This is a genomic window from Catenulispora yoronensis (assembly GCF_039531695.1).
GTDB classification, from domain to species: Bacteria; Actinomycetota; Actinomycetes; order Streptomycetales; family Catenulisporaceae; genus Catenulispora; species Catenulispora yoronensis.
Window position 1 is genome coordinate 17,489 of the sequence record NZ_BAAAQN010000026.1, and the last position, 21,411, is coordinate 38,899.

21 protein-coding genes are annotated in these 21,411 nt (G+C 69.7%); 8 read left to right on the forward strand and 13 right to left on the reverse strand.

The window, feature by feature from the left end; all coding sequences use genetic code 11:
* Positions 1-403: 403 nt before the first annotated feature.
* Positions 404-1,981: a hypothetical protein gene (locus ABD481_RS21720; protein WP_344667550.1), complete on the reverse strand. Its 1,578-nt coding sequence runs from the start codon at positions 1,979-1,981 to the stop codon at positions 404-406.
* 253 nt (positions 1,982-2,234) lie between these two features.
* On the opposite strand from ABD481_RS21720, the gene ABD481_RS21725 reads away from it, so the two are divergent.
* Positions 2,235-2,843, forward strand: a complete 609-nt coding sequence (locus ABD481_RS21725; RefSeq protein ID WP_344667621.1) for a SigE family RNA polymerase sigma factor — start codon at positions 2,235-2,237, stop codon at positions 2,841-2,843.
* Complete coding sequence (locus ABD481_RS21730) at positions 2,836-3,852, forward strand: hypothetical protein (RefSeq protein ID WP_344667551.1); 1,017 nt, start codon at positions 2,836-2,838, stop codon at positions 3,850-3,852. The genes ABD481_RS21725 and ABD481_RS21730 overlap by 8 nt, the downstream gene beginning before the upstream one ends.
* A 222-nt stretch (positions 3,853-4,074) precedes the next feature.
* Here ABD481_RS21730 and ABD481_RS21735 read toward each other — a convergent pair whose 3' ends face one another.
* Entirely contained in the window at positions 4,075-5,784 is a 1,710-nt protein-coding gene (locus ABD481_RS21735; RefSeq protein WP_344667552.1) for a hypothetical protein, read from the reverse strand.
* 285 nt (positions 5,785-6,069) lie between these two features.
* Here ABD481_RS21735 and ABD481_RS21740 point away from each other — a divergent pair, with 285 nt between their 5' ends.
* The 4 genes from ABD481_RS21740 to ABD481_RS21755 all read left to right on the forward strand — a co-directional run bounded on the left by ABD481_RS21740 (position 6,070) and on the right by ABD481_RS21755 (position 9,094).
* Positions 6,070-6,315 carry a hypothetical protein gene (locus ABD481_RS21740; RefSeq protein ID WP_344667553.1) on the forward strand — a complete coding sequence of 82 codons (246 nt, stop codon included), beginning with the start codon at positions 6,070-6,072 and terminating at the stop codon, positions 6,313-6,315.
* Between the two features lie 140 nt (positions 6,316-6,455).
* Positions 6,456-6,752 (forward strand): polyprenyl synthetase, encoded by a 297-nt coding sequence (locus tag ABD481_RS21745; protein ID WP_344667554.1) that lies wholly within the window; start codon positions 6,456-6,458, stop codon positions 6,750-6,752.
* A 73-nt stretch (positions 6,753-6,825) separates the two neighbouring features.
* Complete coding sequence (locus ABD481_RS21750; RefSeq protein WP_344667555.1) at positions 6,826-7,869, forward strand: polyprenyl synthetase family protein; 1,044 nt, start codon at positions 6,826-6,828, stop codon at positions 7,867-7,869.
* A 25-nt stretch (positions 7,870-7,894) separates the two neighbouring features.
* Positions 7,895-9,094 carry an oxygenase MpaB family protein gene (locus tag ABD481_RS21755; RefSeq protein WP_344667556.1) on the forward strand — a complete coding sequence of 400 codons (1,200 nt, stop codon included), beginning with the start codon at positions 7,895-7,897 and terminating at the stop codon, positions 9,092-9,094.
* Positions 9,095-9,117: 23 nt separating this feature from the next.
* Here ABD481_RS21755 and ssuE read toward each other — a convergent pair whose 3' ends face one another.
* The 10 genes from ssuE to ABD481_RS21805 all read right to left on the reverse strand — a co-directional run bounded on the left by ssuE (position 9,118) and on the right by ABD481_RS21805 (position 17,924).
* Positions 9,118-9,648, reverse strand: a complete 531-nt coding sequence (gene ssuE / locus ABD481_RS21760; RefSeq protein ID WP_344667557.1) for an NADPH-dependent FMN reductase — start codon at positions 9,646-9,648, stop codon at positions 9,118-9,120.
* 230 nt (positions 9,649-9,878) lie between these two features.
* Positions 9,879-10,793 carry an aliphatic sulfonate ABC transporter substrate-binding protein gene (locus ABD481_RS21765; RefSeq protein ID WP_344667558.1) on the reverse strand — a complete coding sequence of 305 codons (915 nt, stop codon included), beginning with the start codon at positions 10,791-10,793 and terminating at the stop codon, positions 9,879-9,881.
* Positions 10,790-11,950, reverse strand: a complete 1,161-nt coding sequence (locus ABD481_RS21770; RefSeq protein WP_344667559.1) for an LLM class flavin-dependent oxidoreductase — start codon at positions 11,948-11,950, stop codon at positions 10,790-10,792. Before ABD481_RS21770 ends, ABD481_RS21765 begins: the two co-directional genes overlap by 4 nt.
* On the reverse strand, positions 11,940-12,530 hold the full coding sequence (locus ABD481_RS21775; RefSeq protein WP_344667560.1) for an LLM class flavin-dependent oxidoreductase: 591 nt from the start codon (positions 12,528-12,530) through the stop codon (positions 11,940-11,942). Before ABD481_RS21775 ends, ABD481_RS21770 begins: the two co-directional genes overlap by 11 nt.
* 53 nt (positions 12,531-12,583) lie before the next feature.
* Positions 12,584-13,828: a M20 metallopeptidase family protein gene (locus ABD481_RS21780; protein WP_344667561.1), complete on the reverse strand. Its 1,245-nt coding sequence runs from the start codon at positions 13,826-13,828 to the stop codon at positions 12,584-12,586.
* Entirely contained in the window at positions 13,825-14,544 is a 720-nt protein-coding gene (locus ABD481_RS21785) for an ABC transporter ATP-binding protein (protein WP_344667562.1), read from the reverse strand. The genes ABD481_RS21780 and ABD481_RS21785 overlap by 4 nt, the downstream gene beginning before the upstream one ends.
* Complete coding sequence (locus ABD481_RS21790) at positions 14,541-15,488, reverse strand: ABC transporter permease (RefSeq protein WP_344667563.1); 948 nt, start codon at positions 15,486-15,488, stop codon at positions 14,541-14,543. Before ABD481_RS21790 ends, ABD481_RS21785 begins: the two co-directional genes overlap by 4 nt.
* Positions 15,488-16,537 (reverse strand): NrtA/SsuA/CpmA family ABC transporter substrate-binding protein, encoded by a 1,050-nt coding sequence (locus ABD481_RS21795; protein ID WP_344667564.1) that lies wholly within the window; start codon positions 16,535-16,537, stop codon positions 15,488-15,490. The genes ABD481_RS21790 and ABD481_RS21795 overlap by 1 nt, the downstream gene beginning before the upstream one ends.
* Positions 16,538-16,639: 102 nt before the next feature.
* Positions 16,640-17,647, reverse strand: coding sequence for an ABC transporter substrate-binding protein (locus ABD481_RS21800; RefSeq protein ID WP_344667565.1), 1,008 nt, complete (start codon positions 17,645-17,647; stop codon positions 16,640-16,642).
* Between the two features lie 160 nt (positions 17,648-17,807).
* Positions 17,808-17,924 carry a putative leader peptide gene (locus tag ABD481_RS21805; RefSeq protein ID WP_344667566.1) on the reverse strand — a complete coding sequence of 39 codons (117 nt, stop codon included), beginning with the start codon at positions 17,922-17,924 and terminating at the stop codon, positions 17,808-17,810.
* 177 nt (positions 17,925-18,101) lie between these two features.
* On the opposite strand from ABD481_RS21805, the gene ABD481_RS21810 reads away from it, so the two are divergent.
* Both ABD481_RS21810 and ABD481_RS21815 read left to right on the forward strand, forming a co-directional pair.
* Complete coding sequence (locus ABD481_RS21810; RefSeq protein ID WP_344667567.1) at positions 18,102-18,905, forward strand: IclR family transcriptional regulator; 804 nt, start codon at positions 18,102-18,104, stop codon at positions 18,903-18,905.
* A 179-nt stretch (positions 18,906-19,084) separates the two neighbouring features.
* On the forward strand, positions 19,085-20,296 hold the full coding sequence (locus tag ABD481_RS21815) for an ROK family transcriptional regulator (protein ID WP_344667622.1): 1,212 nt from the start codon (positions 19,085-19,087) through the stop codon (positions 20,294-20,296).
* A 487-nt stretch (positions 20,297-20,783) separates the two neighbouring features.
* On the opposite strand, the gene ABD481_RS21820 is transcribed toward ABD481_RS21815, so the two are convergent.
* A complete protein-coding gene (locus ABD481_RS21820) occupies positions 20,784-21,353 on the reverse strand; it encodes an RICIN domain-containing protein (protein WP_344667568.1) in 570 nt (189 codons plus the stop codon).
* Between the last annotated feature and the right edge of the window lie 58 nt (positions 21,354-21,411).

Sequence of the window (21,411 nt, forward strand, 5' to 3'; positions counted from 1 at the left end):
TCACAGCACAAACAGCACAAACCTCCGAGACTCAAACCGGCGGCCAGAAACCGGAAGCGCCACCCCGGCCCCCGAGATCGTCACTCCCCCGCCCGGGTTTTCGGTTCGTTCCCCTCGGTCACGTCGGCAGGGCTTTGCCTACAGTGCCGCCGACCGGGTGTCCAGTCCATGCAAGCGCAACCGCCACCCAACAGCGCATCAGCAACGGCATGGACTTGACACCCGGGCGGCGGCGCTGTACCCGTAGGGCTGCCGACGTGACCGAGGGGAACGAACCCCCACCTCACAAACCGCCAGCGCAGGGACTGACCAGACCCCCCTATGGAGCCGGCGCCAGTTCCCCGAGGGATCCGAGGCCCCCGCCGGAGGCGCCTGCTTTGCCCAGCTTTTGACTGTTTTCCACCTACAAAGTCCGCCGACTCACATCCCCACACCCCGCATCAACCCCAACCCCCATCCCAACCCCATACCCAAACCTCTGAATCACCTCAGTCTCCAAACAAACCCCCGACCCCGACCCCACAAACAAATCCCTCCCCGGCGACGCCCCCAAAGCCCCCGTCGGCACCACCAACCACCGCCCCGCCGCAGCACTCCCAGTATCAGTGTTCACCAACTGCACCCGCCCATCGATAACCCCTGGCACAGCCAACCCCCGATGATCAATAGCACCCCCACTCAACTGCGCCGCATACGCAGCCCCCGACATCGGAACAACACCATCCCCCGGCAACCCCCGCCCATCGTTCTCCCCCACCGGGTTCCCGTTGAGCGAATCATGCAGACACCAATACTTCCCCGCGACAACATCCACATCGCTGATCCCCACCAAGCTCTCCCACTCCGCCCGCACCGACCCAGCTCCCCCCGCCGCAGGCAAGAACGGCTCAATCCCCACAGCCCCCGGAGTCCCCACGTAGTTCGAATCACACGTATAGATCGCCCGCAGATCCGCCATGGTCAGCTCCCGCGGAACCGAACTACGCGAACTAACAGCAAACGTCACATCACCAGCCCCACCATCATGCCCAACCGGCGTGCTCCCGTCGTAGCTCCCCAGAACCGCCCTCCCCCGATGGTCAGCAACCGCCTGCCCGATCTGCGCCAAGTACGCAGACACCGCATACGGCACAACCGCCGACTGCGACAGCACCCTCCCATCATTCTCAGCAACCGCCTGAAGACCCCCACCCACCGTGTCAGAAACACACGGATACCTCCCACCCACCACATCCGCATCCGTAATACCCACCGCCGCCTCAAACGCCGTCCGCACACTCGACCCAGCCTGCGGCAGCAACGGATGCACCGTGTACGCCGGCCCAGCCCCCACGTACCCAGCATCGCACGTGTAAATAGCCTTAAGATCAGCAACGGTCAGCGTCCGTGGCAGATCGCTGTTATCAGTAACCGCATATGTAACCGCATCCCGACCCACCGGAATGTACGTCAACGCACCACTCACACCACCAGCAGCCGACAAATCCAGCGCACTACTCCAAGCAAACTGCACACACCCATCCCCCGCCGCCATCGACTGAAGCAGCACAGCACGCCCGGCAGTCGAGTTCGCATACTGCGCACACGTCTGCGGACGCAACCCAGGCACCGTCCCACTCTGCCCAAGATCGCACAACACCGCCTGCCCATTGACCCGCACCGCACCGACCAACCCATCCACCAACGGCCGCATCGACGCCGACCCCTGCCCCGCGAACAGACAGCTACTCCCACTCCCCCCAATCGGATCAAGCGCCGCCACGGGCGCCGCCGACACCAGCGTCGTCCCCGCCGCCACCAACGCAGCGCCCGCCAACGCCATCAGCTTCGCCGGCCTCACCGGCTTCACCGGCCTCACCATCTTCGCAACGCTCATCATCGCTTCGCCTCCCCGCGCGACTGTCCTCGCCAGCCGCCCTATCAACCCGACCCACCAAGCACACCCGATCCCGGCCCCCGCCACCGCCCCGACCAGCTTCACGCCAGATGAACACCAAGCGATGCAACCACCGCGCTCTCCCCGCGCGTACAGCGCTCGGCCCTATGAACCTGACACCCGGGAGACGCGGATGACCGCAACGCCCCCTGGCAATACAGCCCAACCCCAACTTGAAAACCAAAGCAAAACCCAAACCCAAACCAAAACCCAAACCCAAAGCCAAAACCAAAACCAGAACCAGAACCAGAACCAGAACCAATTCCCGACCCAAAACCAAAAGCAATACCAAAAACAAATCCAAACCCAAAACAAACAGCAAAAGCGATCCCAACAGCAAACCGACTTCGACCTCGTCTACGCCACCACCGCACCCCGCCTCGTAGGCCAGCTCTACCTCCTCGTCGGCAACCTCGCCGAGGCCCAAGACTGCGTCCAAGAAGCCTTCGCCAAAGCCTGGTCCCGCTGGGACTCCCTCTCCGACGGCCGCGGCGACCCGGTCGGCTGGGTCAAAGTCACCGCCTACCGACTCGCCATATCGCGCTGGCGCAGCTGGAAAGCCGGTATGCGCGCACTCGCTCGACACGGTGTCCCACCCGCGACCCCCGGCCCCTCGCCCGACGCCGTAGCCCTCCGCGACGCCCTCGCCAAGCTCCCAAAGGCCCAACGCACCGCGCTGATCATGCACCACCTCAACGACATGCGCGTCGACGACATCGCTCGCGAACTGGGAGTCGCACCCGGCACCGTCAAGGCCCGACTGGCACGCGGACGTGCCGCCCTCGCCGATCTCCTCACCGACTGGCACGTCGACCCGCTCGACAGCGCACCAACAAAGGCAACCTCAGCTACTACCCCAGCTCCAACCCCAGTTCCAACCCCAATCGGAGGAAAAGCCCATGCCTGACAACATCACCGACTTCACCTCCGAGCCCTCCGACTTCACCTCCGAGCCCTCCGACGACACCACCGCCACCACCACCACCGCTGCCACCCCCACCACCACCGCCCTCCAATCACTCCACACCGCAACCCGCCCCGAAGCCTGGGCCCACCTCTCCGGCACCGGCGCCGCAGCTCGCCTCCGCAGCCACCGCATCCGCCATCACCGCTATCTGGCAAGCGCCGGCACCGTGGCAGCCGTCACCGGAGTCTCCGTCCTCGCAGTAGCGATCTCCGGCGGCTCGGGCTCCTCCCCTGTCTCGCCCGGCGACGGAGCAGTCTTCCACCCAGCGCCGGTCATCAGCTCCGCCTCCCCCACAACCTCCGCAAGCACCTCAAGCTCTCTAACCTCCCCAAACTCCCCCACCACCCACCAAAAAATGAGCTTCTACTACGACCAATGGAAAACCTGCCCGACCAAGGACCTCACCGTCGGCAACTCCGACGCCCCAGGGGTCGTAGCCCCCTCCACCTCCACCACCGTCATGGTCGACGCCTGCAAGCGCATCGTCCGCACCCTCATCACACTGTCCCCCGGAGCCGACGTCTCCCCCTCCGCCGCGACCTGGCGATCAAACGACAACTCCCACATCCCCGGCGTCCCCGGCAGGACACCAGGCCGCGACGAACCCGTCCCCGATGACTCGACTCCCGGCATGGGCCCGGCGCTCTACCGCATCGAGGATGCCAACGGCACAGTCGAACTCTCCTTCCACTCCTCCGACACCCACGAAAGCGACCCGCCCTCCGGCTCCACCGAGGTCTCCATGGACAACGGGCTCCGCGCATGGCTGGCACTGCCCGCGCCCGGCCAGCTCGGCGAGTTCTACGTCGAGAACGCAAAGGGCCACGACGCCTACGCACTCCTGATGGGCAGCCCCAAGAACTACACCGCCGACGATTTCAAGACGCTGGTCACCAACCCGGCATTCAAGCAGCTGATGGCCGAGAACCTCGCAGAGCCAAACTTCTAAAAAGATGACGGCGCCGGTCCCCCTCGAACCGGCGCCGCCCTCTTCGCTTCACTCACTCGCGCTCACTCACTCAGCGCTTCACTCGCGCTTCACTCACTCGCGCTCACTCGCTCAGCACTTCACCCCGCTCAGCACCGCTCAGCAGCACTCAGCTGCGCTCAGCACCACTCACTCACCAGCACACATCACGGCCCTCACATCACGGCCCTTACATCACGGCCCTCATCGCCCCGACCCCGGCGCAAACGAAACCCCCCGCAAAACATCCCCAGCCTCAGCAGTCCGCAACGTCACAAACTGCTCACCCCCCGGCAGCACCGTAGCCGCCACATCATCCGAAACCTCAACCAACTTATTCGGATTCGCCCCATAATCCGAAACCCCACCCACCGAAGTAGTCACCCCATACAACGTCACCGACCCATCACCATTCACCTTCCCCGTAAAGTTCCGAATACCATCCACCGCCGGCGCCCAAGGCCGCCCCGTACCCGGGTTCGTCCCCGTCGGCAGCCCCGCCACCACGTACGGAACCCCAAGCCCCAGCCCCGCATTCAGCGTGTAGTCATACCTCCACGCACCACCCACCAGCGACCACTTCTGAATCCCAGCCAGGTTCTGCGCCGCAGCCGCGCTGTACACCCCAGCCCCAGCCCCAGCCCCAGCCCCATCGCTATAAGCGTCGTTCCCATTCCCCGAATCAGCCACATAAACAGTGGTCGCATTAGCGAACCACATCGCCCCAAAGCTAGCCGCATTACTCACCGCCCCCGTGTCCGGCGTCTTAATCGACTTCGCCGTAGCCGTCGGGAACCCCGCCAACACACACATGTTGTTCGCCGGCTTCCCCGTCACCGGGTCATAAGCATCAGCAGTACTCGGCAACGGCGCCCCCGGCACCGGAAGCCCCACCCCCTGCGGACACGCCGTCCCCGTCGTGTCCACAAAGTACACAGTGTCGATCCCGTTGCTCCCACTACCCTTGGTGTAGTAGATCACGTTGTTGTACTCCGCCACCTCGGCGAAGTTCGTGTCCTTACCCAGTTTGTCAGCCTTCGTATTCGCCGGCAGCTGCGTAATGCTGAACCCACCCACCGGCGTCGGGCTCCCCGTCACCTGATCCGCCTCCGTCTCGTACGCCGGCTGGATCAACTGCGCACCGGTCCCGAAGATCACCCCGGGCGTCGCAGTCCCGTCACCGTTGTTCGAGTTCCCCGCCGCGTAGTACAACCCGGTGGCGTCATCCAGAACCGCCGCCCGACCGTTGTCGCCGCTGTAGGCATTGGTCTGCGTGAACCAGAACTTGCCGTTCCGGTCCAGCTCCGCGACCGCCCGGTACACCGACTGCGCGTCCGGGTTCGTCGGGTCGACGACCCCGGGCGTGTTCCCGTTCGAGGCGTCCAGCGTGTTCGCGGGCGTCACGTACCCCATGAACGTCACCGCGGACCCGCCGCTGGACAGGTTCAGCGCCAGCTCCGACTTCGACGAGAAGCTGCCCATCAACAAGTCATGACCACGGCTGGAAGCCCCGGGCGTCCCGTTCGGCACCGCGATCGTGCTGACCGGCGCCCCGCTCGGGGTGATCTGGTCCAGGTAGATCGGCGCGGTGACGCCGAAGTTGGCGTCGACCAGCGCGTTGTCCCACACGTGGGCGAACGTGCCGTCGGCCACGGCCACCACGCCGGTCGGCAGGACGGTGACGCCCGGGGTGATCATCCCGGCGGTGCCCGTGTAGTGCACGCGGCTCACCAGCAGGTCGCCCGGGACGACCGCCGTCTTGCCCCCGGCAGCCTGCGCGACGCCGCTGCCCATCGTGGCCGCGGCGCAGGTCCCGGCCGCGAGCGAGGCGGCCACCCCGAGCACGATGCGCCGGGACCGGCTGACCGGACGGCTGACCGAACCGCTCACCGAGCCGCTGGAACGCTCGAACATCTGGTTCTCCCTCTCCAAGGAACTGATGCTGAGTGGAACGGAACCGGGTGGCCCCCACTGGGCAGGGCAGTTCCTCAGGAAGGGATCAGATCACCGGCGGCACCGTGTGACTGGAGCGGCTGGATGAACCATGAGTGAAAGTCTGGCCGACATCGAAAGAATCGATACCGGACAGGTCTTGCGTCACCGGCCGGTCTCCCACATCCTGGACCAGCCTCTGACAAAGAACCCCAACCCGTTCATACTTCGTGCCGAGCCCGAAGCAGCAACCCCGAGGAGGCGCTCGTGGTCGTCGCCCACGCCATTGCCGCGCTGATTGCCGCCTATATCCCCGTGCGGCTGGCCTGCACCGCCATCTTCTACTGCCGTGAGCAGGGAACACCGCGCGAGCACAGCCGCTGGGAGCGTGCCGCCGACTGGATCACGCGCCACCCGAACCTGTTCCCCCACGGCCGCCGCTTCCTGACCACCCCGGCGGCGCTGTGCTTGGTCACCGTGACGGCGAGCGGAGCCACGCGGCTATTCCTCTGACCACCCCCTGGCCTCGCCCCACCCCTCCCCTCATTCACCCGTTCAGCCCCATTCACCTGCCCCTCCCTCTTCCATCGCTCGTTCGAGTGACCCCCAGCATCGGCCCCGACCCCCGAGGGAAAGCACGGGGTGGAGGGGACATGTCACAAGCACGACAGCCAGCAGACGGCGAGCAGGCTCACAGCGCCCACCCAGGCCGGGACGTATTCACGCTGTTGGCGGGCATCGCCGACCTCGGCCTCGACACCGCCGAGACCCTGATCGGGAAGGCCCGCGGAGTGCTGAGCCGCTCCGATCTGCCCGAGATCGCCGCCGACGCGCACCACGATCTCAAAGCGCGCGGCGACGCCGTCCTGGGCCGGATCACGCCACCGCCCGAGTCCCACATGGAGACCTTGGCGCGGCTCGCCAGACCCACCACCCCCGACGGCGCATGAAATGCCAGCCACGCAAGCCCAGCAAGCCGCACGAACCCAGCAACCCGCGCAACCCATGCAACCCACACAAGGCATGCAAGCCCTGCGATCCCGGATCAACGCCGAACTCACCACCTTCACCAACAGCGAGATCGCGCTCCTGGAACAGATCGACCCCCAACTCGCAGCAGTAGGAACCCAACTCCGCACCGCCGTCGCCGACGGCAAACGCATCCGCGCCGCGTTCTGCTACTGGGGCTGGCGATCAGCCGGGCAGGCCGACAGCGACGCCGCCATCCGCGCCGCCGCCGCGATGGAACTCGTCCACGCCGCCGCCCTGGTGCACGACGACCTGATCGACAACAGCGCCCTGCGTCGCGGCGTCCCGACCCCGCAGCTGGCACTCCGCGCCGCCGTCCCGGCCGACGCCCCCGACCCGGCCGGCGCCGCGCGGTCGCTGGCGCTGCTCGTCGGCGATCTGCTGATGGCCTGGGCCGGCCAGCTGTTCGTCAGCTGCGGGCTGCCCTCCGCCTATCTGGCGCGCGCCCGGCCGATGTGGGCAACCCTGGCCCGGGAACTCGTCGCCGGCGAGTGCTTGGAGATATTGCGCACCGGCGAGGACCCGCTCCCCGACACTTCATTGCAGATCGTCCGCTACAAGACAGCGAAGTACACCGTCGAGCACCCGCTGCACATAGGCGGCCGACTCGGCGGCGCCTCCGACCGGATCCTCGGGACGTTCAGCGCCTACGGCATCCCCCTCGGCGAAGCCTTCCAGCTGCGCGACGACCTTCTCGCAGTCTTCGGCGACCCGGCCGCGACCGGCAAATCAAACCTCGACGATCTCACCGGCAACCGGCCCACCGCCCTGGTCGCCCACGCGTTGCAAGCAGCCGGCGCCGACGACCGCGCGACACTGCGCGCCGTGCTGGGCCGCCCCGACCTGGACGCCACCGACCTCCAAACGGTGCGCACGATCCTGGAGCGCACCGGCGCCCGAGCCCGCACTGAGGCGATGATCGCCGAGCGGGCCGCCACGGCGCGCGCCGCGATCACGTCCACCTCCACGGCCCTGCCCCGAGCCTCGGTCGACGCGCTGCACGAGCTGAGCCACGCGGTGACCGTCCGCGCGTACTGATTCACGTTCTCTAGGGAGACCTCTCGTGGCCGTCACACCCGAAGCCATATCCGCCCTGCGGTTGCGCGGCGACGCGCTCGCGGACAGCGTCGTGGAGACCCTGTTCGCCGAGGACCAGATGCATCACTTCAATACCCTGATGCGCTGGTTCGGACTGAGCGGCCAGAGCGGACAGAGCGGCCAGCCGTTGCCGGACGACCTGCCACCGGTCGTGCACCACTACCTCCGCGCGACCGCGAGCCCTCCGGACTGGGTGGATTGGGATCGGATGGAGCGCGCGCGGATGTTCTTCATCGACAACAACGTCCACGTCTCCACGGCGCTGTCGTTCGCCTCGATGCCGGCCTGCTACATGCTGCCGCACATCGCCCGGCTGTTGGCCGCCACCCACGCGCTGGACCATCCGTCGAACCGGATGGCCGCCACCGGTCAGTTCACGGTGTACCTGATGCGCCCCGACGCCTTCGAGGCCGGCGGGGCCTTCGTCCCGGCTGCGCAGAAGGTCCGTCTGCTGCATGCCTCGATCCGGCATCTGCTGCGCCGTGAGGGCGCGTGGGACGAGACCGCCTGGGGCGTGCCGATCTGCCAGGAGGACATGATCGGCGGGCAGATGATGTTCTCGATCCAGGTCCTGGACGCCATGCACCGCCTCGGCGTGCACATCACCGAGGAGGGCGCGGACGCCTACTACTACGCCTGGCAGGTCGTCGGCGTGATGCTCGGCATCGACCGGGCCGCGTCGCCGCCGGATCTGGCCTCGGCCCGGGACTTCTCAGACCTCTACATGACCAAGTACATGGGTCCCTCCCCCGAGGGCGTGGCCCTGACCCGGCAGCTCGTCGAGCTTTACGAACGAGTCGTGCCCGGCACGCTCCTGGACCCGGTCGTCCCGGCGCTGATCCGCTACCTGGTCGGCGACATCGCCGCCGACTGGCTGGCCGTCCCCCGCAGCACCGTCTTCGACCGGCTGGTGCCCGCTTCTCCGGTGCTGCTGGGGCTGTTGGAGGACGCCAAGGAGCGTTCGCCGCTGGCGGCCGCGCTGCTGGACCGCCTCGGCGCGCTCACCACGATGTTCGAGCTCAGTTCCCTGACTCGCGGCCGGATCATGCACTACGCGATCCCCGACCATCTCAAGGACGAGTACGGCGTCACCCGGCCGCGCGGGCAGCGGTGGACGCCGCCGCCGGCTTCGCCGTTGCTGGCACCATCGCGTTCGGCGGGGTGAGCCCGCCCGAACAAGCCCCAGCCTCAGACAGCGACCAGCGGCAGCGCCTCCACCAACGACGAGACGGTCTGTCCCAGACGCCGGCTGGCGGCCGGGGTCAGGTCGGCCGCGTCGCGGTCGATGTCCGCGTCGAGCAGGAAGCGGCCCGGCAGGACCCGGTCGGCGCCGAGCGCGGTGAGCACGGGACGCAGGGCGTAGTCGATGGCGAGCAGGTGGCCGACCGTGCCGCCGGTGGCCAGCGGTAGGACCGGACGTCCGGCCAGGGCGTTCTCGGGCAGGAGGTCGAGGAGCGCCTTGAGCAGCCCGGTGTAGGAGGCCTTGTAGATGGGCGTGGCCACGATGACGGCGTCGGCGCGGGTGATGGCCGAGAGGGCCTCGCCGATCCGGGGCGTGTCGCGGGCGCCGGCGAGCAGGTCGGCGGGCGGCAGGTCGCGGGCGGCGATGTGCGCGGTGTCGTGGCCGGCCTCGGCGAGGCGGGCCAGGGACCAGTCGACGGCCACGGCGGTGCGGGAACTGGCGGACGGACTGCCGGAGACGGCGACGATGAAGGGCATGAGGGCTCCTCGGCGGTACTGAGCGGTACTTGAACTAGGCGGTACTTGAACTAAGCGGTGCTTGAACTAAGCGCTGCTTGGGCGGTAAAGGGACCTACTCGAAAAACGCGAGCCTGCGATCAGGAACAGTCGCCGCCCAGGCCGCCGCGATGTCGCCCGCCGTCGAGTCCGACGGGCGACACAGCACATCATCTAATAAACAGCCTGATAAACTCTGCTCCGTGGCCGGCTCAGCCCTGCGAGCTCCGCACAATCTCGGTGACGTCCTCCGAAACCGCGTCCGCGACGGTGACCGACCGAGCGATCAGTCCGTTCGCGAAGAACAGGTCGGCGGCGTGCTGCTGCTCGGCGACGAAGTCGGCGTCGAGCGGAAGCAGACCCCACGGCCGAGTGCGCAGCGCGTGCTCCCACTCCGCCACCGGACGGCCGTCGTCGGCGGCGAAGAACTCGGCGGCCTCGTCCGGGTGGGCCGCGGTCCACGCGTCGGCCTCCTGGAGGGCCGCGACGATGGCCGCGAGCTCCTTCGGGTGCTCGGCGGCGAAGTCGCGGCGGGTGAACCACAGCGAGCGGTGGCTGAACAGGCCCTCGGTGGGAATCAGCTCCCGGAGCTCAGCCTTCTCCTCGACCTTCGTCAGGTAGGGGTAGGAGCCGACCCAGGCGTCCACCTCGCGGATCAGGAACCGCTCGGCGGCGTCGCCGTAGACGTCGACCGGGATGATGTCGGACCACTCCAGGCCCGCCTTCTCCAGAGCGAGCAGCAGCAGCGTGGTCTGCCAGGAGCCGTGGCCCAGCGCGACGCGCTTGCCCTTCAGGTCCGCCAGCTCCTGGATGTCGGAGTCGGCGTGGACGACCAGGCGGCCGTTCTCCACGCGCGGCCCGGAGACCGCCACGTAGACGATGTCGTGGTCCTTGGCCTGCGCGGTGACCGGCGGGGTGGAGCCGGTGCCGATGAAGTCGTAGCCGCCGTCGAACAGGTGGTCGCCGTGGGACGAGGGCAGGGCCGCGGTCGGGTCCACGCGCGGGCCGTTGTCCAGGGAGCGCAGGTCGACCCATTCGACGTCAGGGAGCTGCTGCTCCAGAATACCGAGGTGGCGCAGCACGAACAGCGAGTTGTTCTGCGGGAAGTAGCCGACGCGGACGGTCATTGCGAGATTCCTTTCAACAGGGGCAGGACGTGGCGGCCGACCCGGCGCGCCTCCTCCAGGTGCGGGACTCCGGCGAGGATGAACGCGTCCACGCCGAGCGCTATCAGTTCATTGAGGCGGTTGGCGACCTGCTGGTAGTCGCCGACCAGGCCGAAGGCGGGGCCGGGGCGCAGCCGGTGGAAGCCGCCCCAGACGTTCGGCGCGACCTCCAGGGCCCGGAACGAGCCGTCGGCGCCGGCGGTGAAGTCCTGGCTGCGGCGCCAGCCGACCGAGTCGCTGCCCGCCGGGTCGCTGCCCGCCGTGTCCTTCCCGGCCGCGTCGGCGCCGCCGGGCCCGTCCTCGGCGGGCAGGCCGGCCCAGCCGCGCCGGATGACGTCCCACGCCTCTTCCTCGGTCTCGCGCGCCAGGATGTCGATCCGGACGGCGAACTTCGGCGGCTTGGGACTGCGTTCCCGGACGGCGGCGAACTTCTCGGCCAGCGCCTCGAACGGCTCCAGCCACGACAGGTAGTAGTCGGCGTGCCGGCCGGCGGCCTCGATCGCCGCCGGGGAGGATCCGGAGAAGAAGATCTCGGGGAACGGCTGCCCGGACAGCGCCGTGGGCAGCCCGCCGTCGGCCACCTGGTAGAAGCGGCCCTCGTGCTGGAAGTCGCCGTCGCCGGTCCAGACGCCCTTCAGGACGTCGAGGAACTCCGAGGTGCGGGCGTAGCGGTCGTCGTGGCCGGTGGAGTCGCCCCACCACAGCTGCTGCGGCCCGCCGCCGCCGGAGATGATGTTGTAGACCAGGCGCCCGCCGGTCGCCTTCTGGAGCGTCGCGGACATCCGCGCGGCCTGCACCGGGTGCAGGAATCCGGGCTGGAAGGCGACCATGAAGCGGTAGCTGCGCGATTCGGCGGCGAGCGTCGCGGCGGCGGCCCACGGGTCGTCGGTGTGCGGGAACGACGGCAGCAGTCCGCCGACGAACCCTGATTCCTCCGACGAGCGGACGACCTCGGCCATGTAGTCGGCATGCGTGAAACCGTCGCCGCCGGCCCGGTTGGTGCCGGGGGCGATGCCGCCGGACTGCTCCGGGGCGAACCCGCCGCGCGTACTACCGGGCTCGTAGAGCGACTTCTGGTCGCCCTCCATAGCGATCCGCCAGTAGATGTCAACCGACATGGGCCGTCTCCCTTTCCTTCTGCTGGGACAGCTGCGGGAGCACGTACTCACCGATCCGGTAGATCTCGCCGGGGTCGTGGCCGACGCCGAAGTAGAACTCTGTGACGCCGAAACCCGCGTGCTCGTCGATCAGCTCCGCGACGGCGGCCGGGGCGAGGCCCTGAACCTCCAGGCGTGCGGAGTGCGCCGCCTTCGCGACCGCCACCTGCGGGAACGCGTGCTCGGACAGCACGTCGGGCAGCCCGTCGGCGTTGTCCCAGAACTCCCTGGCGGTCTCGACGAACGCCGTGCTGTCGGCGTCGTCGCCGACGTACCAGCCGAATCGGCCGCCGGAAAAGCGCTGAAGCGTGGCCGAGAACTTCGCAGTGTATTGCGGTGTCGCGATCCCCGGCCGGACCTCGGCGAAGACCGTCGCATGGCGGGTCACCCGCACCAGACCGGCAGCGGTGACCAGCGGCTCGGGCCCGTCGGGATCGTTCGGGACGACGACACCGGACAGCCCGGCCAGATCCGCCGCCTTCGCCAGCGCCACGTACGGATCGGCCGCCGGGGGCCTGATGTCCGTGAGGAATTCCGGCAAGGCCACAGGCGGTGGCGCCGCGGCCACCCTTGGCAGAACAATATAAAAGCGGCTCATATCAGGGACTTCCTTTTCGGGGTTCGCAAAGCAAGTTCGGCCAGCAACGCGGCTCCGTCGGCGAGCACTGATTCGTCGAACACCGCGCGCGGCGAGTGGTTGGGCGCGGCCCGGTGCGGATCCAGACCCGGCGGCCGGGCTCCGAGGGAGACCATGACCCCGGGCACCTCGGCCAGCACGCGCCCGATGTCGTCCGACACCAGCGCCGGCCGCTCGGACCACGCGAACCGGTCGGCGCCGAACAGTTCGACGCTCACGTCGCCGACGAACGCCGCGGCGTCCGGGTCGTTGACCGTCACCGGATAGCCGTCGCTGTAGGCGACTTCGGCTTCAAGGCCGTGCGCCGCCGCGATACCGTGCACGACCCGCTCGACCTCGGCGCCGAGCCGCTCGTGCGCGGCGTCGCTGAAGGCGCGCAGTGTGGCGGACAGCTCCGCGGTCTCCGGAATGATGTTCGGCGCGGTGCCCGCCGACACCCGGCCGACCGACACCAGCACCGGCTCCAGGGCGTCGAAGCGGCGCGTCACCATGGTCTGCAACGCGCCGATCGCGGCGCCCAGCGCCGGGATCGGATCACGGGCGGCGTGCGGCCACGCGCCGTGGCCGCCGCTGCCGTGGAACACGACCTCGACAGTGCCGGACGCGGCCAGCGCCGTCCCGGGCCGCGCGCCGAACTCGCCGCGCGCGCCCGAGGTGGTCACGTGCAGCGCGTAGGCCGCGGCGGCCCGAGGCCCGGCGGCGTCGAGCAGCCCTTCCTCCAGCATCAGCCGGGCGCCGTCGTGGCCCTCCTCGCCGGGCTGGAACATCAGGATCACGTCGCCGGCCAGCCGGTCGCGGCGCGCGGCCAGCAGCCGGGCCGCGCCGACGAGCATGGCGGCGTGCAGGTCGTGGCCGCAGGCGTGGGCCGCGCCCGGGATCCGGGAGGCGTAGTCCAGGCCGGTCGCCTCGGTGAGCGGCAGCGCGTCGAGGTCGGCGCGCAGCAGGACCGGCGGCTCGGTGGGCGCCGCGGCGCCGGACCGGACGACCGCCGTCACCGATGTCAGGGCCTTGCCAAGCGTGATGTCCAGGCCCAGGCCGTCCAGCGCGGTCAGGACCTTCTCCTGGGTGCGCGGAAGGTCCAGGCCGGTCTCGGGTTCGGCGTGGACGGCTCGGCGCAGGCGGGCGAGTTCGGGCTGGAGCGCGCGGGCGTCGTCGAGCAGACCGGCGAGACCGGTGCCGCTGGTACCGCCGTGCGTGCTCACGCCGCCACCGCCTGACCGGCGGGCGTCACGCCGAGCTCGCTCAGCAGTCTGCGACGCAGCGCGGCGAACGCCGGGTCGGACTCGTCGCGGGGCCGCGCGGTGGACACCGCCTCGTCCAGGACCAGCCGCCCGCCGCCGAGCACCGCGACGCGGTCGGCGAGCCGGATCGCCTCGTCCACGTCGTGCGTGACCAGCAGCACGGCGGGACGGTGCCGGGCGACCAGGTCGGCCACCAGGTCCTGCATCTTCAGCCGGGTCAGCGCGTCCAGCGCCGCGAACGGCTCGTCGAGCAGCAGCAGGCCGGGTTCCCGGACCAGGGCCCGGGCCAGCGCGACCCGCTGCGCCTCGCCGCCGGACAGCGTCGCCGGCCAGGCGCGGGCGTGGTCGGCGAGGCCGACCTCGGCCAGTGCCGCGCGGGCGGTTTCGCGGGTGGCGGCGCCCCGGGGCAGGCCGAGCGCGACGTTGCCCAGCACCCGCTGCGACGGGATCAGGCGCGGCTCCTGGAACACCACGGTCCGTTGGCGGGGCACCAGGACCTCGCCGGCGTCGGGGCTGTCCAGGCCCGCCAGGATGCGCAGCAGCGTCGTCTTGCCCGAGCCGCTGGCGCCGAGCAGCGCCACGAACTCTCCGCGCCGGATCTCCAGATCGACGCCGCCGAGCACGACGCGGCCGTCGAACTCGCGCCGTACTCCGGTCGCCTGCACCGCGATGCTCATCGGGTCCCTCCCACAGCTGCGCGCCACGGCATGAGGACGCGTTCCAGAGCCCTGATGAGGATGTCGGCGGCCAGGCCGAGCAGACCGTAGATCAGGATGCAGACGGTCAGGATGTCGGTGCGGGAGAAGTTCTGCGCCTGCGCCATCAAGTAGCCCAGTCCGGCCGTGGAGTTGATCTCCTCGGCGGCGATCAGGGCGATGACGCTCAGCGTGGTGGACAGCCGCAGGCCGGACAGCAGCGCGGGCAGCGCACCGGGCAGCACGATCCGCCGGACGGTGGCCAGCTTGCCCAGGCCGAACGTGCGCGCGGCCTCAAGCAGCTTGCGGTCGGCGTTGCGGACCGCGCCGGAGGTCGACACGTACATCGGGAAGGTGGTGGCGACCGCGATGAGGATGATGCGCGCCGCCTCCCCGATGCCGAACCAGACCATGAACAGCGGGACCAGCGAGAGGAACGGCAGAGCCCTGAGTGTCTGGACGGCCGAGTCGAGCAGGTCGTCGCCGATCCGGGAGAACCCGGCCGTGACGCCGAGCAGCAGCCCGACGACGACCCCGAAGAACAGGCCGGTGCCGGCCCGGCCCAGGGACACGGTCAGCGCCTCGGACAGCTGGCCGCTGCGCCACAGGTCCACGCCTTGCCGCACGACGTCGGGCGGGGAGGCGAGCAGATCCTTGGTGAGGACGCCGGTGGCCGACGCCGTCCACCAGCCGGCGAGGATGACGATCGGGCCGAGGGCACGCAGGGCGAAGGCCAGGCCGCGGGGGCGGCGGCGCTCGCGGCGGACCTGCGGCGTGACGAGTTCGAGGGGAGCCTCGGTCGGGTCGGATTCGAACGACTCGGATGACTCGAACGACTCGGAAGTCTCGGAAGTCTCGAACGACTCGGAAGGCTCGGAGGACTCGGAGGACTCGGATTCGGCAAAGCCCGTTTCCACCGCGGTCATCACGACCCCGCCAGCTTCGTCACGTCCAGGACGCTCGGCGCGACGTCGACGACGCCCGGGGTGACCTTCTGGTCGGCGAAGAACTGCGCGACCTCCTTGAAGTTCACCAGATCGGCGTCAGTGATCTGCGACGTCGGGCTGCCCGTCTTGTAGTTCTCGATGGTGAGGTCCTTCTCCTTGCCGGAGACCGCGTCCGGGCCGGAGGTGTGGAACACGTTGAGGTAGGGCTCGGGGTTCTGCGCCTGCTTGGCCTCGGCCTCGTGCAGGTAGTCGTAGAACGCCTTCACGACCGCCGGGTGCTGGGTCGCGAAGTCGTTGCGCACGGCCCACACCGCGTAGTTCTGCGAACCGATGTCGCCGCCGGTGGCCAGGAAGTGCTCGCCGGCGTTGGCCCGCTCGGAGATGGAGAAGGTGGCCCAGGTCGCCCAGGCTTCGACCTGCCCGGAGTGGAGCACCGCGGCGCTCTGGTTCGGCTGGAGGTACACGCGCTCCACCGACGCGACCGGGACGTTGTTCTTCGCCAGCGCCTTCAGCAGCAGGTACTCGCTGGAGCCGCCGTGCCAGACCACGACCTTCTTGCCGGCCAGGTCCGCGATCGAGTTGATGCCCGAGTTGTCCTTCACCAGGATGCCCTCGCCGGTCTTGTCCGGAGCGACGGCGGCGAACAGCTTGAAGCCGGGCTTCTGGGCCAGGGCGGCGATGGCGGAGGTGATGGAGCCCTCCGCGACGTCCAGCTGGTTGGCGTCCAATTCCTGCGCGGCCGGCGCGAACGCACCCGCGCTGCCGGTCCACTCGACCTTCGCACCGGCCTTGGCCAGCGCGGCGGCCAGCGAGCCGTCCTTCTTGCCCAGGGCCAGCGCGCCGGAGTTGCCCGGGTCGGGGATGCGGATCGTCACACTGGCCTCGCCGGCCAGCGCGGCGGCACCGGTGTTCGTGCCCTGGGACGCGGGCTTGGACCCCGAGGACTTCGACGAGGAGCACGCGGCCGCCGAGGCAGCGAGAGCGGCGGCGGTCGCGAGGACGGCGATACGGCGGACGGTGATGCTCATCAGGGTCTTTTCCTTGTCAGAAGGTCGGTGGAGGATAGGTACAGAGGTGGCGGGTTCGACAACGGCGTCCGACACCGTGTCAGGCTTGCTATCGGGCACGGCTCAGCGCTCCGCGGCCAGAGCGCGGGCCGCGGCCAGCGGCTCCGACGCGACCCAGGCCGCGATATCGACCCGGGCGGCCAGGAAGCCCTGCTCGTGCAGGAAGCGCTCCTGCCGGGCCAACAGCTCCAGACGGTGCGCGGACAGGTCCAGGTGCAGATCGGAGGACGCGGCGCCGCGATAGGCGCCGGCCACCCCCTCCGCACCGGCGCCGGTCTCGGCGGCCAGAATGCGGGCCAGGTCGGCGGGATTCGCCGCGGCCCAGTCGGCGGCCTCGATCAGCACCCGCAGGAAGCGGGCCACCACATCCGGATGCTGATCCAGCAGATCCTGGTGCACCGTGACCGGACGCGGCGTGCCGTTGTTGATGCGCACCGTCGGGTCGTCGAAGGCGTCCAGGTCCACGCCGATCACCGCGCCGTGCGCCGCGGCCGCCTCGACCGCGAGCGCACCCTTGACGTAGACGGCGTCCACGCTGCCGTCACGCAGCGCCTCCAGCTCCGCGATCCACTGCCCGGCCGACGGCGCCGCCGTGACCTCGACCGGCGTGACGTCCCCAAGACCGAGGCCCGCGGCGGACAGCGCGCCGTGGAAGCCGGCCAGGGCCATCGCCCGCCAGAAGTCGATGGCGATGTCGCGGCGCGGAATCGCGACCCGCAGCCCTGCCAGATCGGCCGGCTGCGCGATCCGGTCCCGGTCGTCGGCCCGCACCAGGATCGCCTGCCGCTCCTCGATCCACGTCAGGCCGATCAGCCGCGTCGGCTCGCCGGAGGCCCGTGCCCACAGCGCGGGAACGTTGCCGCCTTCGCGGAACAGGCCGGTCAGAGCGTGCGTGAAGTGACGATCGCGAGGAACATCCGGGCCCGCGTCCTGAAGCGAACGGACCGTGAGGCCGTCGGCCGCGAACTCGTCAGCGAGCCAGCCGCGATCGGCGGCGATTCCGGTGGCGGTCGGCACCGGGCAGCGGGTGAACCATAGTGTGTCAAGGGTCGAAGAAACGGACGCGGACATGACAGTGCCCTCACAGGAAGAAAGGACCGGTGCGCACGACACACGACACCGGAGACGAAGTACGGCGGTGATTCAGACCCCTGCGATTACGTGCGGGGCCGACACGACGCCGTCGCTACGGCGCCAGAGCTCAATGAGCGGGCAGAACCCGCCGAAGATGTCAGGCCAGACAGATGGCGCTGGAGACTCGCGCCAGATCCACATGGCGGCGCGCGGTCAGTGCGGGACGCACCGGGAGGCACATGAACCGCTGCTGCGAACTACCGACGTACGTCATCACGATTCTCCTTCCCTTGTCCCCGACGGCCCCCGGGGGGCCCTGCCGCTTCCACTATCCGGGACGACGCGAGCCGCTGGCAACGATCGCACGGAAATCGTCCACACTGCGGGATTGCTTCGGCATCAGAGATTGTTCAACCGGCGAAGCCTTCCGCAATGTGGAATACTCCACCGTATGAGTCGAGAATCCGCGGCCGGCCCACCGCGCGAAGGCGCCCAGTCCGTGCACCGCACCCTGGCCCTGCTCCAATGCTTCGCCGACAGCCCGCAGGATCTGGCCGCCTCCGACCTCGCCCGCCGTACCGGCCTGGCCCTGTCCACCGCGCACCGGCTGCTCAAGGTGCTGACCACGGAAGCGTTTCTGGAACAGGACCCCGGCACGGCCCGCTACCGTCTCGGCCCCTCCCTCGCCGAACTCGGCCGCCTCGCCCACCACCGTCGCGGCCTGCACCGCGCCGAACCCGAACTCGCCGACCTGGCGGCCCGCACCGGCGCCACCGCCGACCTCGCCACCCGCGTGGCCCACCACGCCCTCATCCTCATCGGCGGCTCCCTGGACCGCGACGGCGCCCGCAGCCTGCGCCGCCCCCTGCACTCCACCGCCCTCGGCAAGGTCCTGCTCGCCTGGGGCGCCGCCGGCCCCGATCTGGCCACCCTGCCGCTCGAACCCCTGACCGGCCGCACCATCACCGACCCTCAGGACCTCCGCGACGAACTCGAACGCGTCCGCACCGCGGGCTTCGCCCTCAACGAAGGCGAATCCGCCTCGGGTGTCCGGACCATCGCCGTCCCGGTCCTGGACCACACCAACCGCGCCCGGTTCGCCCTGGCGCTGCGCTCCTCGCCCGAGGCGATGGCCAGCGCGCGCCTCAGCTGGTTCGTCGAGCAGGCGGCGGCCTGCGCGACCGCGTTGGAGGTGCTGTTGCTGCCGCCGGGGCAGCGGCGGGTGGGGCCGCGGCCGACGATCGCACTGCCGTGACGACGGGGCTTCGGCGCCGCTCGCGCCGGGCGGTCGTACGATACGGCTAGCGATCGTCACGCCGGCACCACGCCGAACACCGCTGCACCACGCCGCACCACGCCGCACCACGCCGAACACCGTCACGGCCCAAGGAGCCCACCGTCGCCGCACCCGCGAACCTCCGAGAGGAAGGGCGCCTGCGCGTCCTTCAAGCCCTGCTCGCCAACGCCTCGACGAGCCGCCCCGAGCTGGTGCGCCTCACCGGGCTGTCGCGCGCGACGGTGTCCGTCCTCGTCAACGACCTGGTCGCGGCGGGCATCGTCCAGGAGGACGCCGGCGGTCCGGCCGCCGAGCCCGAGAACCGCTCGATGGGCCGGCCGCCGCTGACCCTGGCGCTCAACCGCGCCATCGCGTACGCGGTCGGCGTCGACATCGGCCACGCGCACGTCCGGGTGGCGCTGTGCGACCTGTACGGCACGCCGGTGTGGGAGGAGGTCGAGGCCAAGGAGGTCGACCGGGCCCCGCACGAGACGCTCGATCTCGCCGCGCGGCTCGTGCACCGCGCGCTGGCGGAGTGCGAGGTGCCGGCCGAGCGGGTCCTGGGCCTCGGCGGCGGTATCGCAGCCCCCGTCGACGGCGACGGCGCGCTCAGCGCCGAGGGCATCCTGCCCGGCTGGACCGGCATCCGGCCCGGACCGGAGCTGGCGGCGCGCACCGGGCTGCCCACCGAGATGATGAACGACGCCAACGCCGGCGCGCTGGCCGAGCACCGCCACGGCGCGGGCCGGGGCGTCGACGACATGATCTACATCCGACTGTCCGCCGGCATCGGCGCGGGCGTCATCGCCTCCGGACGCCTGCAACTCGGCGCCGGCGGCCTGGCCGGCGAGGTGGGCCACCTGCCCGCGGTGCCCGACGGCCGCGTATGCCGCTGCGGCAACCGCGGCTGCCTGGAGACCATAGCGAGCCCGGTCGCGGTCGCGCGCCTGCTCCAGGAGAGCTGGAACGAGCCGGTGACGCCCGCCGACCTGCCCGCACTGCTGGCCAACCACCGCCCCGGCACGACCCGGGTGATCGAGGACACCGGCGAGGCGGTGGGCCGGGCCCTGGCCACGATGGTGACCGTACTCAACCCGCGCCTCATCGTCGTGGGCGGCGACCTGGCCCCGATCGGCGCACCGCTGTTCGAGTCGATCCAGCACGCGATCGCACGGCACGCACTTCCTTCGGCGGCCCGCCAGGTTACCGTCACCCCCGGCCGCCTCGGCCCGAGCGCCGAGGCCCGAGGCGCCGCCGCCCGCATCCTGACCCGGGCCCCCCGGACGCTGGCGATTCTGAGCGGGGCCGATCCTGGCGAGCTGCCGATCGCGGCGGCCGCATCGTTCGAGGGCGACCCGGTTCTCGGCTGAGCGGAGCGAGGGAGCGAGGGGCCGGCGGACGCGTTCGACCCCGAGCCCGATTCGGGGTCGAACGCTGTCGGCGCTGGTGCCGGCGCAGTGCTGGGCTTAGAGCTACTCAGCTCAGAACAACACAGCGCAAACGCAGCTCAGCTCTACGCAGCTCAGCTCAGCTCGGCGCTGCTCGGCCCGACATAGCTCAGCTCTGCTTTTGCTCAGCCCAGCGCAGCTCTGCTCGGCATTGCTCGACCCAACGCAGCTCAGCCCAACGCAGCTCAGCACTGCTCTACGCAGCTCAGCTCGGCACTGCTCGGCCCGACACAGCTCTGCTCTACGCAACTCAGCCCTACGCTGCTCGGCTCTGTTCGGAGCAGCGCAGCGCAGCTCGGGCTCAGCTCGGCTCTGCTCTGCTCGGAGCAGCGCAACTCGGGCTCGGCTCAGCGCAGCGCAGCTCGGACTCAGCTCAACGCAGAGCAGCGCCGCTCACCTCACCACTGCGTCAGTCGATCACCATGTACCACTCCTGGTTGCTCTGCGGCCGACCGGGCGACTGGTACTTGCAGTCCCACTGCGAGACCGTCGCGGCGTTCCAGGTGGCGTAGTTCAGCACGTCCAGGCACTTGCGTCCGTTGTTGTTCTGGAGCTGTCCGAGCTCGTTCAAGTACCATTCCTGGTTCGCATCCGCGACCCCGTTGGCGTAGATGCAGTCCCACTGGTCCAGGATCGCGCCGTTGGCCGTCGACCAGCCCTGGATCTCCAGGCACTTGCCGGTGGCGGCGTTCCGGATCTGGTACTGGCCGTCGCGCTGGTCCACGAGGTACCAGCGCTCGTTCGCCTGGGTGATGCCGTCACTGTCCGGCACGCAGTCCCACTGGTCGACCCGCGCTCCGTTGTTCGGGTTCCAGGCGCTGAGCTCCAGGCACTTGTCGTTGCCCCAGTTCCGGATCTCGTAGGTGCCGGTGTTCGCGCTCGCTGTCGGCGCGTAGGCGATCGACACCGCCACAGCCCCCGTCGCAGCCGCGACCCCGAGTGCCCGGCGCCAAGCGCGAGCCATCCGCAGCATTGCCATGTTCGTTCCAACTTTCGTCCCGTTGTGGCCGTGGAAGGACGGCCGGCCGGGTGTCAGT

Coding starts and splice junctions, on each gene's coding strand:
- ABD481_RS21730 (WP_344667551.1), top strand. CDS start 2,836: ATGCCTGACAACATCACCGACTTCACCTCCGAGCCCTCCGACTTCACC.
- ABD481_RS21735 (WP_344667552.1), bottom strand. CDS start 5,784: ATGTTCGAGCGTTCCAGCGGCTCGGTGAGCGGTTCGGTCAGCCGTCCG.
- ABD481_RS21745 (WP_344667554.1), top strand. CDS start 6,456: ATGTCACAAGCACGACAGCCAGCAGACGGCGAGCAGGCTCACAGCGCC.
- ABD481_RS21750 (WP_344667555.1), top strand. CDS start 6,826: ATGCAAGCCCTGCGATCCCGGATCAACGCCGAACTCACCACCTTCACC.
- ssuE (WP_344667557.1), bottom strand. CDS start 9,648: ATGCCCTTCATCGTCGCCGTCTCCGGCAGTCCGTCCGCCAGTTCCCGC.
- ABD481_RS21765 (WP_344667558.1), bottom strand. CDS start 10,793: ATGACCGTCCGCGTCGGCTACTTCCCGCAGAACAACTCGCTGTTCGTG.
- ABD481_RS21770 (WP_344667559.1), bottom strand. CDS start 11,950: ATGTCGGTTGACATCTACTGGCGGATCGCTATGGAGGGCGACCAGAAG.
- ABD481_RS21785 (WP_344667562.1), bottom strand. CDS start 14,544: ATGAGCATCGCGGTGCAGGCGACCGGAGTACGGCGCGAGTTCGACGGC.
- ABD481_RS21790 (WP_344667563.1), bottom strand. CDS start 15,488: ATGACCGCGGTGGAAACGGGCTTTGCCGAATCCGAGTCCTCCGAGTCC.
- ABD481_RS21795 (WP_344667564.1), bottom strand. CDS start 16,537: ATGAGCATCACCGTCCGCCGTATCGCCGTCCTCGCGACCGCCGCCGCT.
- ABD481_RS21800 (WP_344667565.1), bottom strand. CDS start 17,647: ATGTCCGCGTCCGTTTCTTCGACCCTTGACACACTATGGTTCACCCGC.
- ABD481_RS21805 (WP_344667566.1), bottom strand. CDS start 17,924: ATGACGTACGTCGGTAGTTCGCAGCAGCGGTTCATGTGCCTCCCGGTG.
- ABD481_RS21810 (WP_344667567.1), top strand. CDS start 18,102: ATGAGTCGAGAATCCGCGGCCGGCCCACCGCGCGAAGGCGCCCAGTCC.
- ABD481_RS21820 (WP_344667568.1), bottom strand. CDS start 21,353: ATGGCAATGCTGCGGATGGCTCGCGCTTGGCGCCGGGCACTCGGGGTC.